General features: G+C 51.9%; 12 protein-coding genes and 1 pseudogene. 1 reads left to right on the forward strand and 12 read right to left on the reverse strand.

The features are described from left to right. Nucleotides 1-66: 66 nt before the first annotated feature. From RB298_RS17470 to RB298_RS17520, 11 genes and pseudogenes are all read right to left on the reverse strand, one after another. Nucleotides 67-1,236: pseudogene (locus tag RB298_RS17470) on the reverse strand (NAD(P)/FAD-dependent oxidoreductase); the annotation flags it as partial. A gap of 41 nt (nt 1,237-1,277) precedes the next feature. Beyond that, complete coding sequence (locus RB298_RS17475) at nt 1,278-2,000, reverse strand: methyltransferase domain-containing protein (protein WP_192572104.1); 723 nt, start codon at nt 1,998-2,000, stop codon at nt 1,278-1,280. Further along, nucleotides 1,987-3,144: a type III polyketide synthase gene (locus RB298_RS17480; RefSeq protein ID WP_486047725.1), complete on the reverse strand. Its 1,158-nt coding sequence runs from the start codon at nt 3,142-3,144 to the stop codon at nt 1,987-1,989. The genes RB298_RS17475 and RB298_RS17480 overlap by 14 nt, the downstream gene beginning before the upstream one ends. 261 nt (nt 3,145-3,405) lie before the next feature. Beyond that, nucleotides 3,406-3,939, reverse strand: a complete 534-nt coding sequence (locus tag RB298_RS17485) for a hypothetical protein (RefSeq protein ID WP_036663307.1) — start codon at nt 3,937-3,939, stop codon at nt 3,406-3,408. Between the two features lie 294 nt (nt 3,940-4,233). Next, nucleotides 4,234-5,520 carry a Gfo/Idh/MocA family protein gene (locus RB298_RS17490; RefSeq protein WP_486047727.1) on the reverse strand — a complete coding sequence of 429 codons (1,287 nt, stop codon included), beginning with the start codon at nt 5,518-5,520 and terminating at the stop codon, nt 4,234-4,236. A gap of 24 nt (nt 5,521-5,544) precedes the next feature. After that, complete coding sequence (locus RB298_RS17495) at nt 5,545-6,432, reverse strand: carbohydrate ABC transporter permease (RefSeq protein ID WP_015735007.1); 888 nt, start codon at nt 6,430-6,432, stop codon at nt 5,545-5,547. A 20-nt stretch (nt 6,433-6,452) separates the two neighbouring features. Beyond that, complete coding sequence (locus RB298_RS17500) at nt 6,453-7,343, reverse strand: ABC transporter permease (protein WP_486047729.1); 891 nt, start codon at nt 7,341-7,343, stop codon at nt 6,453-6,455. A gap of 84 nt (nt 7,344-7,427) precedes the next feature. Next, nucleotides 7,428-9,152 (reverse strand): extracellular solute-binding protein, encoded by a 1,725-nt coding sequence (locus tag RB298_RS17505; RefSeq protein WP_213578328.1) that lies wholly within the window; start codon nt 9,150-9,152, stop codon nt 7,428-7,430. Nucleotides 9,153-9,274: 122 nt separating this feature from the next. Beyond that, nucleotides 9,275-10,618 (reverse strand): response regulator, encoded by a 1,344-nt coding sequence (locus RB298_RS17510; RefSeq protein WP_486047731.1) that lies wholly within the window; start codon nt 10,616-10,618, stop codon nt 9,275-9,277. Further along, nucleotides 10,618-12,366, reverse strand: coding sequence for a histidine kinase (locus RB298_RS17515; protein WP_486047733.1), 1,749 nt, complete (start codon nt 12,364-12,366; stop codon nt 10,618-10,620). The genes RB298_RS17510 and RB298_RS17515 overlap by 1 nt, the downstream gene beginning before the upstream one ends. 192 nt (nt 12,367-12,558) lie before the next feature. Next, complete coding sequence (locus RB298_RS17520) at nt 12,559-13,341, reverse strand: phytanoyl-CoA dioxygenase family protein (protein WP_375119662.1); 783 nt, start codon at nt 13,339-13,341, stop codon at nt 12,559-12,561. Between the two features lie 125 nt (nt 13,342-13,466). On the opposite strand from RB298_RS17520, the gene RB298_RS17525 reads away from it, so the two are divergent. Then, nucleotides 13,467-14,348 carry a helix-turn-helix domain-containing protein gene (locus RB298_RS17525; protein WP_486047735.1) on the forward strand — a complete coding sequence of 294 codons (882 nt, stop codon included), beginning with the start codon at nt 13,467-13,469 and terminating at the stop codon, nt 14,346-14,348. A 31-nt stretch (nt 14,349-14,379) separates the two neighbouring features. Here RB298_RS17525 and RB298_RS17530 read toward each other — a convergent pair whose 3' ends face one another. Continuing rightward, nucleotides 14,380-15,135: a siderophore biosynthesis protein gene (locus tag RB298_RS17530; protein ID WP_486047737.1), complete on the reverse strand. Its 756-nt coding sequence runs from the start codon at nt 15,133-15,135 to the stop codon at nt 14,380-14,382. Nucleotides 15,136-15,140: the final 5 nt, after the last annotated feature.

Below are 15,140 nucleotides of genomic sequence, written 5' to 3' on the forward strand. Positions count from 1 at the left end.
ATTGTTTATCACCAGTCAATCCATGGATCTGAACATCAGCAAACAAAAAAGCCGCAAAGATGCGGCTTATCTGGTGCCCATGCCCGATTCGGATAAACGGGTGGCTTTGACGATATAGGAAGCCAGTCCGGGGATCATTCGGACGATGCCGGGATAGAAGCGATTGCTTTTGGCGAAAGCCAGATTCTGAATTCTTCTCGCCCTTCGAAGCAGCTGCGCAAAGGTGCGATGGGCGTCGTGCGTGTACTGATTTTGCCATTGAGCGAAGTTGATTTCTCCGTTTAAATATTTGTCGGTCCAGCCGGAGCACAGCAGAGATGAACGCAGGGCAACCGACATTCCGTCTCCGCAAAGCGGCGGAAGCATCAGCATGGCATCGCCGATGTGCGGATATTGCGACCAAGGTTCCGGTTTGTCGGATAAACGAAGCGGGGCAATCGATACCTGGGTGCCCTCAACCGCCTCTCCTTCAGCCAATCGTTCAGTTAACCTATTGTTCGAGCGCGATGCGGCTTTGAGAATTTCGGGTACCGATTTGCCGCTTCCTTGTACCGATTTCAAGGTCAGCAATGCAGCCACGTTGACCTTCCCATTCTCGACCGGCGATATCCCGACATAACCGCCATCGCAAAAATACAACTCCACCCTGGAAGGCACTGTTATGCCGGCAAAGTGCGATTTGACACCGACATATACGGTATCATCGCGATATGTTTCGGCTGAAGCAACACCGCGCGGCTTCTTAGTGCCGTAGGCTCCAATGACGGCTCTTGCCTCATACCGAATCTGCTCGTTCCCTTGCCTCGTTTCGACTTCATATCGATGATCGCCCCGCTTCCGGATCTCGGTCACGGTAGACCCCGTTACAATCTCCGCACCCGCGCTCAAGGCATTCTCATGCAATAGGCGATCCAGCTCGTAACGGCTGATGCCGGTAGCTTTACCCGGTAACGGAGCGGTGATGACGCCGCCATGAGGCATCACGATAGAGGCATGATTCATCGCAGCGGGATTCACCTCTTGGACTTGAAGATGGACACCCAGATATTCCAGCATCTCTCGAGTCTCTGGGGACATGAATTCACCGCAGGTTTTGTGGCGCGGAAAGGATTGGCGATCCAGCAGGATCGTACGATGCCCCTGCTTGGCAAGCTGCAGGGCACAGCTCGTGCCGGCAACTCCCGCGCCGATGACCATCACATCGGCTTGCTTTGACATATGTGAACACCCGCCTTTTTGCTTGCATGAAGAATTTAATCATCGGTTTCGGCAACCGATTATGTCTTCCTATCGTTCGGGATAACAACGGAATAGCGGAACAATGGCTTCCATCGATAGGTCAAAGTGGCGTGATTAAGCTGCTCTTTCAGCTCCCTCCAATCTCTCCCTTTAAACCCCTTGGCAACCGATAACGGCCCATCGTGACGAATATAACGATTGCGTGAGATGAGACGCGTTGTGATCCAGACGGCCGCGTAAGGCACAGGATGCCGATGGATATCGTTAATGACGACGCCATGAACGGAGGTTCGCAGCATATGCGACACGATCTCCATGAGCTGTTGTCCCTGAAAATGGTGGATGAACTGGGATCCGGTCACGATATCAGCCGACGCATCGGGCAGTTCCTTAACGTCCGCGCGGCGTACATGAACCCTCGGTTCATGACGAAACAGCCGTCTCGCCTCTTCGCAGGCTTCTTCCGTCACATCGACTAAGGTAATGCTCAGCTCCACGCCCATTTGATCCGACCATTGCAGCAGCTTCCGGTTCACATCGCCGGAACCCGCGCCAACATCCATGATGCTAAGGGTATACGGACAGCCGATCGATTTCCAGAGCTTCACCACGCCGTCCAAGGTCGGGCCCGGTGCCGCGAATATGCGATTCAACCGCCTTAAATGCCGGAGCGCTTCGCTCAGCTCTTCTCCGCCCATGGTAAAGTCATCCATAAGCTCATCTTCTTGTGCCCGGATCGACAGCGTTCTAAAGAAGGACATGGTCCTGCTCCTTTACCGATGGCGCATATGCCTTCACATAGGTAAAACGCATAAGCTCCGCCGCCAAGCCAGGTCCGAAAGCCATGGCTACTCCTTCCGTCGAAGCTTCATTCCGTTCTTTCATCTTCTGGCGCATCGCGTTCAGCACGAACATAATCGTCACGGAAGAGAGGTTGCCTGCCGTTCTTAGAATCTCCCGGCTGTAGTGGGTTTGCTCGTCGGTCAAGCGCATTACTTCCTGCACCGAATCTACGATGCCCCGGCCGCCCGGATGGATCGCCCATAATTCCGGAAGCTTGTCGCCTCCCAGCAGAACACGAAGCTCTTCCTCCAGATGAGTACCGAGCAATTTGGGAATACGCGGCGACAGGAAAAGATCAAAGCCCGTATTGCCTACCTCCCACGTCATATCCTCCGTTGAATCCGGGAGCAGGACGGAATATCCCGTGCCGAGCTCCACATAATGCCGATGCTCTGCTTCCGGCTGACCGATGACACAGGATGAGGCACCATCGCCGAAGAATGAGGCCGCAAACAATGCTTCCCTCTCCCGAACCGGCTGGAAGTGAAGCGTGCAAAGCTCGACGCACACGACCAGCACCTGCGAACCCGGCGCCCCGCTCACAACATCCCGCGCCATTTGGATCGCTTTAAGACCAGCGGCACAGCCTTGGAAGATTAACGGCAAACGATTGACCCGCGGAGAAAGCCCCAGCTTCCGGATCAACAGAACATCCATCCCCGGCTGGTATTGACCCGTGCAGCTGACCGTAATGAGATGCGTAATTCGATCCGGAGACATGCCGGCATCTTTCAATGCCTTCTCGGCAGCTTCCACGCCAAGCGGAAGGGCCTCTCTCTTATATGTATCCATACGCTCTTCGGTTGTCGGAATGACGGACGCGTCATGGGAGTTCAAATATCGGCACTTCTCCAAGGGATCCAGATAGTTGGATTCGCAAGTATAACGAGTTTCGACACCGCAGGATCGAAATACTCTTCGGGCAAAGCGGGCCAGATCGGGTCTGTCCTGCAGCGTGGATGCGATTAATTCTGCGATATCCGACTGAGCTACGGAATGCACCGGCAATGCCGTGCCCATCCCGAGAATCGCGACATCGGATCTACCGTTTGTTTGCTTCATGCTCAAACCTCCTGCAGTCTTGGAATTATACATGATTACCCACCCGGGGGCTTTTTGAATTCGTTTAACTTCTATTTGAGGTTAGGATAACCCGAACATGGCAAATCATATCCAATTCAAACCAAATCACTTGTAAAATCGCATCCGCAAACAAAAAAAACCACGATCACGTGGTTTTTCAGACTCGACGATCCTTGTCATCAAAGGAAAAGCAATGGCTGTTGATCCTGAACGGATGAACGCAATAGATCTACGGTTATATTACTTGCCGGGTTCAGCTTCGTCATCCTGACTTCCCAGAACTTCCGCATGGGCAAGAAGAACCCATTGGTTGGATTGGTCGTAACCGGATACCTCGGCAACCACACGATATCGAGGGTACATCCATTCGGGAGGGGTACCGGCTTCCAGAGCGGAGGTGTCCGTCAAACCGACCGCATGCGGCTCTAGCAAATGAATCAAAGTGCCTTGCGGAAAAAAGGCCTCGATCCAGCCTTCTACTCGTGCGCCGATAGGAAACATGCGCTGGATCCGCTGCCAGTCCTCCATCCAGACCAGAAGCTGCTTCTGCCAGAGCTCTTCGAATGCAGCTTGACTGATTTCTTCATAATAGGGTTCTTTCGGATCAAGCGGATGCTCCGCCAGCAAGAAATGACGGGAGTCATGCTTTCTGTTCGACGTGATCCAGCTGCCGTCCTCATCATGAACCATCTGCCTGTAAGCCGTTCCATCGTGATCCACTTCAAAATACCAGGTCCCCATTCCCGGTTCCTGAACATCTTTCAGATATTTCAAAAATCGTCCTCCTATCAGCTGAGCAACCGTTCAAGAAATTCGGCCAAGTTCCGGTGGCGGCTCTCGCTATGACTTAAATTAAACCCACACCTCGGGATCCGGCTCTAAGGTGTGGTCCGATTCGGGCCAAACCAAATATGCGATATCCTATATGCTTGCACAAGCCAGAAAAGAGAGTCGGCCATATGGCACCCGGTTTATTTTACCATATTTAGGTGCTTGGGCGCGGCGTCTTTTCTTTACAATATCAAACAAGCCTGATTGCGACTGCAATCAGGCTTCAAGATCTAAACATTAATTTCCGGACATCGTTCTGATCGGCGTACTGAACTGCTGCGCAAACTCCTTTAGCTCGATGATCTTTCCATCCACTCTCGACTGCTCAGCCGCGAATGCCATAAGGTGGCTTTGAACGGAACGGCTTGCCGATGTAAGTCCTTGATTGTTTCCTCCCGTTTGCACCAATCTCAGAAAATCCTTGATCAGACCCATATCTCCGCCGCCGTGGCCGACATGGCCGCCCCGGTCCGCAAAAGAAATTCGCTCGACCTTCCCGCTGCCAAAGTGAATGATCTCTATTTCGTTCTTCTCCATGGCTCCGCGGATTTCCCCGCGGGTTCCCATCAGCTTGATCGTGCGGCTGACATCTCGCGTAAACGCACTCATCGTGAAGGCGACCGTCACGCTGTTGGCAAACTCCATATTGACGACCTGATGATCCACCACGTCATTGTCGCAATGGTATACGCATCTGCCGTACGGCCCCTCTAGCAGCGCTTGATATCGGGCATCATAACTCATATCGTCGCTGATCGCCGTGGTCGGCCAATTCGTGTCCTCGGTCAAATAATGATCAGGTGCATAATAGAGGCACTCATCCGAGACCGGACATCCGTCCAGGCAGCGCTTCGGTGCGCCTTCCGGTGCCTGTGCAGCCGTAAAATGGCTCAAGGAGCCGAAGGAGGACACCCGGACGCAATCCGAATCGGCAAGCCAGAGCAGCATATCAAGATCATGGCAGGACTTGGCCAGTATCATTGGGCTGGAATCTTCCGTCCGCCGCCAATTCCCCCGCACAAAGCTGTGCGCTTGATGCCAATAACCCACGTTCTCGTTATGCTGAATCGACATCAATCGGCCGATCGCCTCACGCTCCAGCAGCTCCTTGATGGTGGAAAAAAACGGCGTGTACCGAAGCACATGACAGATCGAAAATACCAAACCGGCCTGCGAAGCCATTTCACCCATCCGGATGCACTCTTCGGGATCCGGAGACATCGGCTTTTCCAAAAGCACATGGTAGCCGGCCGCAAGCGCCCGCATTGTCGGCTCGAAATGCTGCTTATCCTGGGTACATATGAACACGGCGTCCGCGACCTTGGGCGCTGTAAAAAAATCATTCCAATTCTCGAAGCATGCCGCGTCTTCAAGCCCATGCCTTTCTTGAAACTGTTCCCTCCGCTGCCGATTCGGTTCTGCGACGGCGACTACTTCCATCTCATGGGGATGCTGCAGGGCATATTCCATATAATTGATGCCCCGCAGTCCGGCTCCGATCAGGGCGACCTTCACTTTATTCATCCGTTTTCTCTCCCTCCGTAGGTCTTATTCTTTCACGCTTCCGACCGTCATCCCTTTGACAAAATACTTCTGCAGGAACGGATACACGACCATGATCGGCAGTGCGCCCATGAAGATTTGGGCCGTTCGAAGCGTTTTTTCGCTCAAATTCTCCATCGCTTTGATCTGTTCGATCGAAATCGAGGTCATTTGGGAATTGATCGACATAATGAGGGTGGACAAATAGGTTTGCAGCGGGTATTTTTCCGGCGAATTCAAATACAGGATACCGTCAAACCAAGCATTCCAGTGCCCCACGATGGTGAACAGACCGATTGTCGCAATGGACGGCAGCGAAACCGGCAGGTAAATTCGCCATAATATTCTCCAGTGTCCCGCACCGTCAATCGTTGCCGCTTCTTCCAGCTCCTTCGGGATCGTCCTGAAGAAGTTCAGCATCAGAACCATGTTCCATACGTTAAGCGCTCCAGGCAGAATCAAAGCCCACACGGAGTCGATGAGTCCGGTATTCTTCACGACCATGTACGTGGGAATCAATCCCCCGCCGAAAAACATTGTTATGGCAAAAAACCACACATACGGCGTACGGAACTTAAATTGATGATTCGATTTCGATAATGGATACGCCGTTATGAATACGAGAAGCATATTCACCGCCGTCCCCAACACGACTCGGGTAAGCGAGACGCGGAACGAACGGAAAAACTCTACCTTTTCGCCCAAGTACCGGTAAGCGTCCAGGTTAAAGCCCACGGGCCAGAGTCTCACTTCTCCCGCCATTGCGGCCGTATTCGAGCTTAGCGAAATCGAGAGCAAATGAACGAACGGAATGATACCGAGCAAGGTGATGAGGGACAGCACCAGCGTATTCGTGATTACAAACAGCCTTCTGCTGATCGTTGGTTTATGCATCTTCCTACCTCCACTCCGGCCTAAAAGATCCGATAATTGTTATATTTGTAAGCCGCATAGTACGTCACGGCCACGAGCGCCAGAGAGATGACGGATTTAAAGAAACCGACGGCGGCGGCAGGACCGAACTGCTGGCTGAACATGCCCAGTCGATAAACGAAGGTATCAATGATATCCGCCCCTTCATAAACCGTCGGGTTGTACATGATCAAGATCTGCTCGAAGCCTGCGTTAAGAATGCCGCCTAGGCTTAACACGCCAAGCAAAATGAGAATCGGCGCCATGCCCGGCAGCGTGATGTGAATCATCTGCTTCCATCTTCCGGCTCCGTCTACTTCTGCTGCCTCATACAGCGTCGCATGGATTCCGGTGATGGCTGCAAGCATGACGATCATGTTGTAACCCATCCCTTTCCATACATCCGATCCGATGACGATCCCGCGGAACCAGTTATTATCCAGCATGAACATGATCGGTTCCATATGGAGCGCGCCCAGAAGGCCGTTCACCGGACCATTCAAGGAGAACAATTCGATGATGACGCCGCCGAGCACGGTCCAGGACAGAAAGAACGGCAGGAAGATGGCGGATTGGATAAAGCGCGAAAACCATCTTCGCGTGACTTCGTTGAGGAGCAGTGCCAATATCAGGGGCACCAGTAAAAACAATGCCATTTTAAATACGGAAATCACGATGGTATTCCACAGAACCTGCTTGAAATCGGGCAGTTCGAAGACATAGCGGAAATTATCGAAACCGACGAAACCCGAGCGGAAGAATCCTGCCAGCGGCTCGAATTGCTGAAAGGCCATCACAAGGCCGGCCATGGGCCCGTATGCGTAAATCAACGTGACAATGACTCCCGGCAGCAGCATCAAATGCAGCAAATATTCTTTTTTCAGCGTTCTCACAGATGAAACCTCCCCGTCCATTTCAAACGGGAGGAGTCTGCCGGCTTCCTCAAGGGCTTCTCCTCCCGCTTTATCAATCCAAGATTATTTGGCGCCCTGCTGGCCGTACCAATCATTGACTTCCTGGGTGATCTGATCCCCGCCCAGCGATTTCCAGCTCTGAACGAATTTATCGAATTCGTCCAGCGAGGCCCCCATGACGATCTTGGTGAAGGTTTCCTGCATCAGCTTATCAAGCTGGGAGCCCTTCTCGACTTGAGTTGCCGTTGGCAGTCCGTAGAACTCGTTATTTACGTAAGCTTGATTCTCTTTGATTTGCCGCGTCATGCCCCAGCCGCCGTCTTTCGCCGCCCGGCTGAAATATTGGCCCCAGTTTACGCCTTTCGAGGCATTCGCGGTATTGCCTGCAAGATAATCCTTTGCCGCCTTGAAGACGTCCGCCACATTTTTGTAGTTCTCGTCATCCAGCGTGATTTCCGTTTGGTTTGCATCGAGAGCCTTGTTTACTTCCGTATAGATCGTTTCGATTTGTGCCGGATTATAGATCCGTGGGTTGAACCAATTGTAGACGTATCCTTTTTCCGCTTTGTTCTGGTCCATGTATTTCTTGTTGCCCATCTCGATGTAGAAGTTGATCATTTTGATGGCGGCTTCCGGATTCTTCATTTTTTTGTTCACGACCACGAGTTTGTTGCTGCGGATTTTGGGTACCATGGACTTGCCCGGCCCGTCGAGTCCGGGAATCTGAAGGGCAATCCAGTCTGCCTTGGGATCCTTGTCAACATTCAGGTTCAACGGCCAGTTCGGATACCACCATTCCCCGTAAGAAATGCCCACCTTGCCTGCCGTAATATCTTCAACGGACTTGTTCTCGTCCTTCAAGGCGAATTCTTTGTCCAGAATTCCCTCCTTGTACCAGGACTGCAGCTTGCCCAGCGCGGTCTTGACTTCCGGTTGTATGAGCCCGGGGATCAGCTTGCCGCTGTCGTCCTTGATCCAGGCCGATTGATTGTCCCCGATGGAAGGGTACGCGCCAAATCCATTGAAGAAGCCCCTCAGGTCAAAGCCCCAAAAGAACAGATTCTTTTGCATGGCGATACCGTAGGTGTCGTTTTTGCCGTTTTGATCGGGATCCTGCTGCACAAAGGCTCTAGCAACCTGCTCCAGCTCATCCATCGTTTTCGGCGGCTGCAGCTTCAGGTTATCGAGCCAGTCCTTGCGAATCCAGAGCAGCTGGGTGGACAGGAACGGATCCTCGAAACCGGGAATCGCTAGCAGCTTTCCGTCTGAGGTAAACGTCTTCATCGCAAAGCCGCCGTCGGATTCCATGTATTTTTTCAGTGCCGGCGAAGCGAAGTCGTTATAAGCTTGGGTGAGATCGGCAAGCATGTCCTGCTTCTTCAGCTTCTCGAAGTTCTTCTGGTCCAGCTCCATAATGTCCGGCAGGTCGGCCGAAGCCATGGCTAATGAAAACTTTTGCTCGAACTGGCTGGAAGGCACCGTCCATTTGTACTGGACTTCAATGTTCAGCATGTCTTTGAGGTCTTTGAAATAAGCATTCTGTTCGGGCGTGATCCCTTGCGGCGTCCGCGGGTCCTCGGGCGGATTGTAGCCAAGCACTTGCGTGACCGTTACCGTTTCAGGATATTTGCCGAGAGGATCCGGCGGCGTTGTATTGGAGTTCGCCTCCTCGGCAGAGGTTTTGTTCGGTGTCCCCTCCGATTCGTTCCCCTGATTCGAGCATGCCGCCATTACCGAAAGCGTCATCGTGCTAATCAACATCATTTTCGCTAGTTTGGTCCATTTCATGATGGCTATATCCCCCTTGATCTGGCATATTCTTGATATCCGTGCTGCTTAGGTATCATTATAGATTCCGCACGAAAGCGCTATCAATTTTAAGTTTTTTACATCCCTTTCACTTTTTTTACTTATTGGGTATTTCGGTATTCCTGCGGGGTTACGCCCATCTTTTTCTTGAAAAACGTCGTGAAATACGACGGGGATTCGAACCCGAGCCGCACGGCGATCTCTTGTAATTTCATGTTCGTATGCTGCATCAGATGAAGCGCCCCCTCCAGCTTTTTCGCCTGAATATACTCCAGCAGGTTTTGACCCGTCAGCTGCTTGTAGTAGCGCGAAAGATAGGATGGGTTAAAATGCACTTCCTCCGCTATGGCGGTCAACGAGACGTCCCCGGATATATGCTCCAGTATGTACCTGTGAATCCTGTCGATCACATCGAATTTCATGTCATCCTGCCTCAACTGGCTGTTTCCATGTATCATCGCTTCGTGTTCCTTGGCCTTTTCGATATCGGCAACGACCATCTCTTGTCCCAGCGCCGCCCTGCTGAGCAGCATGGTCCGCAAAGCATGAAGCTGCTCTCCCGCCGTGTTCCATTGGTGCAGAAGATTGCCCGATATCCCGAAAGAAACCTGAACGCCAAGCAGCTCTTCGCACTCATTTTGCACCTGCTCCAGGATGCCCCTCATATACGACATCATGCCCTGCCAATGAAGCGCATCTTCCGGCTCAAACCTCCGATAACGGTCCAGAAACTCCTCGTCCGGCTGCAGCAGCCATACCAGCAAGTCTTCATCCAGTACGGCATGCTCGCAGGCAAACGAGCTGGGCAGGTCTTTGATGAACATCATCTGAACGGCTTGCACCGCATTCTTCGTCTTGGCCTCCGGGGCGATTCCGACCCTTCCAACGAGAAGGAATGCCGGCCGATCTGCGTCGATGCCGAACCCCACCTCTTCATAACGGGGCTGCGACAGCAGGGAACCCAGGGCTTCCCCTTTCAATGCCTTTTGTATGAGTTCGCGCTTGAGCAGAGGCTCGGCCATTTGAAAATGCATCTTAGCCTTTTCTGCCTGGATTCTGCGTCGGTTCTCTTCATCCAGCCTGGAGGAAGCCTCTTGGACGGCTTGAAAGATCGGATCGATCCCTTCGGTTTTCAGGATGTAGTTATCCACGTTCTTGCGCAGGGCTTCGTGCACATAATCAAACTCGCTGTAACCGGTCAGAAAAATGATCCGGCAGTGCGGCCAATAATACGTAATTTCGTCAATCAGCTGAAGCCCGTTCTTATGGGGCATTCGTATATCGCTGACCAGGATGTCCAGCTTCACTCTCATGGCGATCTCCACCGCTTCCCTGGCGGAATAGGCTTTCCATACATCCAGGTCGAATTGCGTTTGCTCCTGAAAAAGCTGAACCAAGCCGTTCACGATGACGGGCTCGTCGTCCACGATCAACAGTCTGTACATCACGATGCCTCCTCTGATTCATGAATCAAAATGATCAAATCCACCTTCAAACCGCCATGGACGCTGCGCGAGACGGATAATCCGCTGCCGGACCCATACTTGAGCTGAAGCCGGTTGTTCACGTTGACCAAGCCGGTCTGCTCCACATGCTTCGAATCCATGGCAAGCTTGCCGCGCAGATGCTGCAGCATCTCATTCGTCAGCAAATTCCCGTTGTCCTCTACCGTGATACGCAATCTGCCTTCCCGGTAATCAGCGCTAATGTACAGCATGCCTTCCTCCATGCCATCCTCGAATGCATGCTCGAACGCATTCTCCACGATAGGCTGAATGATAAGTCTCGGTACGGTGATCCCTTGCGGAATGTCCGCAAATTCCCTATGCTCGTATGAAATCCGGTTCGAGAAACGAATGCCCTGTATGTCGCAGTAATCCAAAGCATGTTTGTATTCCGTATAAAAAGGCACCTCGTCGGAGCCGCTTCTCGTGATGTACTGATAATAGCTGCCCAGCTTTTGCGAGAGCTCCGCCGCACTATCCGAATCTCCGACCTTGCACATCATATACACATTGAAAAAGCTGTTATATAAAAAATGCGGGTTAATTTGGGATTGCAGCTGCTTCAGCTGCGAGTGCTGCAGTGCTATTTTTTGCTCATAGTTTTCTTCGATCGACTGTTTAAGCTTCAAGGCCATCCTGTTGAAACCGTTAAACACGTAATGAAACTCATCCTTGGTTCTGGACTCGATCAGGATATTCAAATTATCGGTTTCGATCATATGAAAGGCTTTAACGAGCTTGGACAAAGGCCTGTGGATCATCAGATTGACCGAGAACGAATAGAGCACCATCACAATCACGGCAAGGATAAACAGCGTATAGAACCAGGTAATGAATTGGCTTATGGGGCGGGTGATTTCATTCTGATTCACGTACATGACCAAGGACAGATCCAGCGAGCCGACTTCATTCTGAATGATAAAATAGTCTACTCCTCCCAATTCCCCCGTCTCCGGCACACTTTGATCCGGATCCGGCTTGTCCAGGATATGATTCAAGATCTCTGTTGACTCATCGGCCGCAGGCGCCGTCGTCAAGATGGTCTTGCCTTCCCTGCTCCCCAGAAGGACTTCGGATTCCGGATACAGCTTGGCGATTTCGCTTAAGGCCCCGAGCAGCTTGGGCCGGGAAATCTCGATGTATGACCAGACGGCCCCGTTGTTTTCGGTTTCGATCAGGAAAATCCGGTCGCCGCTCCTATAAAATGAAGGCTTGGGCATGACCGACATCATGGACGATATCAGCTCCATTTCCTTGTTCGGGGTATTGGTCACTCCCGTCGTGGTCGAGATCGTCTTCTCGACATCCTTCACGTACACGCCGGCACTCACGACGTATTCGCTGGAAACCATCAAGGTTGCCAGCCGATCCCTGACCTGGTCGATGAGCTCCACCTCTTCGTAATCCTCAAGCATGCTGCCTCGGAAACTAAGCTTCTGCAGATCCTTGTCATTTAACAGCTGCAGCTGCAGATTCCGGATAAAATACATTTCTTTATCGAGCTGCTTGGAATAGAAGGAGGCGCCCGCAGCCGCGGAATTCAAGATAGACTCCTTGGTGACGGACATCCCCTTATAATTCAACCAAATATTCATTGAGATGAGAGGAAGTAACAATACGATAAATACGATGACGATTTTTTGATAAACAAACCATTTCGATGCTTTGCCCGCAGCCTGAAGTTTCATGCTTTTCCCCCAATCCGTTATCACTCGATCCATTATCATCTAGTATAGGGGGGCCGGCTCACATTACAACGAATTATTTTTACATATTAGGTGCAAACATGACAGGCAGGAGTTCCAGGCATAGAAAAAAGCCCCATAAGGGGCTTTTAAGCTGGTTTATCATTCGGCACAGGGATCGGTGCTGTTATGTGGTCATTTCGCACTGATGATTTCATACTTCGGCTTCACATTGTTAAAATCCGGGTTGGTTCCGCTGACCATTAAGCCCATGCCCCAATCGAAGTGAACATCCGCGGTCGGCACATCCGAAGCATCGCGATATTGGAACAGGATGTTTCGGCGCGTTCGCTCGCTCCGGTTCACGTCCGACCCATGGATGGTCAGGTAATTGAAGAACAACACATCGCCCGCTTTGGCCGGACATGGAGTCCCCGAAGATAAAGGATGCTCTTTATGGTTCAAATAGTAAGCGCCGACATGCGGCAAAACGCCCTGTTTATGAGAGCCGGGAACGACGCAGAGGCAGCCGTTCTCCGTATCGGCGTCGTCGAGATGAACGCTGGCAGCAAGCATGGTGTGGTCCCGATGAGGGAAATACGGATAATCCTGATGCATGGGGAATGCGGCCCCGTTAGATGGGGGCTTAACCAGCATTTTGGAGTGATGCAGCTGCACGTTCGGTCCGATGATCCCGTTCAGCACTTCGGTCATTCGAGGATGGATCGCGGCACGCATGAAAGCGGCATCATGATATTGCACGTCGTGAAATCCTTTCAGAACCAGCTTCTTAAGCTGTTCAGGCGGCAGGAAATCGCCCTGCCAGGCATGGTTTTGATCCGATTTGGCGCGTGCCGCCCTTTGGATGATCCCTTCAACAGCCGTTCGCATATCTTCGACTTCCTGTTGATTAAAAACGCCTCGGACCAGCAGATACCCATTTTCTTTGTAAAATTGCACATCCTTCTCGTTAATCATCGCCATGCACCCTCTCGATATTTTATGGAATATCTAGTTTAATTATAGTGAGGGCAAGCGGGATCGTATTTGCACGGGAAAGACGACGTTTTGCAAAATTACGCCAGAAGGGAGCTGTTATTGCCTTGTACCATTGGAGCAAAAGCGAGGAACGGCTTAATCGTTATGCAGGCCGGTTAGACGGCGAGAGCCTCTCGTTCCTTGTCCATTACTGGGGGACCGTCCGGCATTTGACGGCCAATTCCTTGCATCGGCATTCTTTCGTTGAAATTTGTTATGTAAACGGCGGAACCGGGGTGTATCTCGAAGGCGACAGGACCTATCCCTTATATCCGGGGGTCGCTTTCTGTACACGTCCAGGTCAGCTGCATCAAATCAAGGACGTTCACGATTTGAATCTGTTGTTCGTTGCATATGACGCGATGGAGAAACCTTCAGCCTCGGATGTAACGGCGGCATACTTGGAGGCGCTTCGTCGATGTGACGTTTGGACCGAGTTTGCCAGCGAATCGCCGGCCATCCAATTATGGAAATCCATGCTGGTTCGTTCGGAAGCCGATGATTCGCTGCCTGCTTCGCTTCTGCCCAAACTTGCGCATGCGCTGCTCGAATCCTTCCCTGCCCTGTTCGGAGCTGCACGCAACCTCGATGCGGCTCCCAGCTACTCAACCACGGTGCAGCTTGTCCAAAGGGCAAAACTGTACATTCGAGACAATCTGAGCGGACCGTTATCCTTGCCGGAAGTGGCGACATACCTCAACGTGTCGGAGCGGCAGTTGTCCCGCTTGCTTGCGGGCAGCATCCATGAATCCTTTTCGTCCATGGTTCGCACCGAACGGATCCGGGCAGCCGAGCTTCTGCTGCAGCAAACCCATGATCCCATCAAGCTGATTGCGGAACGAACCGGATTCTCTTCCGTTCATTACTTCACAAGGCTGTTCACCCAATTCAAAGGCATCTCTCCTGCGGCTTATCGTGCCAAATGGTTCTTAGGGGCGGATCATTGATCCTAACCTGGATATTCGTCACTGTCGCACCTCAAGTATATTCCAAGCAAACGACGGCCTTGCCCAGCTCCCTCGAATAGAACAAGTACAGCGCGTCTGCTCCGTACGCCTGAAAGTAATAACCCGTCAATCGGCCGACATAGGTAAAAGTCTCTCCTTCCGGCGTACGCGGCACATGCAGCAGATTGGTCTGCTCGAAGCGCAGCCAGTCCTCAAGAGATTCCCCCTCTTCCTGCAGATCCCGCTGTGCCTCTTCCGACATAAAGCCAATGTCATCCAGCAGTCCATGGATCTCCGGGAAGCTTAATCCCCAGCCCTTCTCCTGCTTTTCCTCATAATCTTGAATCAGCGCGTCCGCCGATTCGGCAGCACGACCAAAAGACGAGTAAGGGAAGATATGCCCCTTCTCTTCATAGAACCGCTTGCGGGCCATAAAGTCCCGCTCATTGTCGGCATACGCTTCTGCCAGCGTCTCATGCTCCGGTTCCTGCTCAAGCAAAAAGTAGTTCCAGTCCGCTTCGAAGCGGTATTTTCCGTTCACTACATCAAATCCGAGCATATCCTCTTTGGTATACGACCGGTGTTCGGACACGGTTTCTTCGCCGACGCTGCCATCGTAGATTTCTTTGACGGACACAAAGTGCAGCCACTGATCCTCGCCGGGAAACAGGCATTGCAGATTCAAGGAAAGAATCGGAAGAAAATGCTGCCGGTACCGCTCAACATCGCCTTCGAATACATCCTCGTAAGCCGGAAAAGGACGAATATGGGATTTCGATATATTCATAGCTT

Source organism: Priestia sp. BR_2, from assembly GCF_041954005.1.
Lineage (GTDB): Bacteria > Bacillota > Bacilli > Paenibacillales > Paenibacillaceae > Paenibacillus_AQ > Paenibacillus_AQ lautus_A.

Excerpts from the sequence above, each read along its gene's own strand:
- RB298_RS17475 (WP_192572104.1), bottom strand. The coding sequence starts at position 2,000 with ATGTCCTTCTTTAGAACGCTGTCGATCCGGGCACAAGAAGATGAGCTT.
- RB298_RS17480 (WP_486047725.1), bottom strand. The coding sequence starts at position 3,144 with ATGAAGCAAACAAACGGTAGATCCGATGTCGCGATTCTCGGGATGGGC.
- RB298_RS17490 (WP_486047727.1), bottom strand. The coding sequence starts at position 5,520 with ATGAATAAAGTGAAGGTCGCCCTGATCGGAGCCGGACTGCGGGGCATC.
- RB298_RS17495 (WP_015735007.1), bottom strand. The coding sequence starts at position 6,432 with ATGCATAAACCAACGATCAGCAGAAGGCTGTTTGTAATCACGAATACG.
- RB298_RS17505 (WP_213578328.1), bottom strand. The coding sequence starts at position 9,152 with ATGAAATGGACCAAACTAGCGAAAATGATGTTGATTAGCACGATGACG.
- RB298_RS17510 (WP_486047731.1), bottom strand. The coding sequence starts at position 10,618 with ATGTACAGACTGTTGATCGTGGACGACGAGCCCGTCATCGTGAACGGC.
- RB298_RS17515 (WP_486047733.1), bottom strand. The coding sequence starts at position 12,366 with ATGAAACTTCAGGCTGCGGGCAAAGCATCGAAATGGTTTGTTTATCAA.
- RB298_RS17520 (WP_375119662.1), bottom strand. The coding sequence starts at position 13,341 with ATGATTAACGAGAAGGATGTGCAATTTTACAAAGAAAATGGGTATCTG.
- RB298_RS17530 (WP_486047737.1), bottom strand. The coding sequence starts at position 15,135 with ATGAATATATCGAAATCCCATATTCGTCCTTTTCCGGCTTACGAGGAT.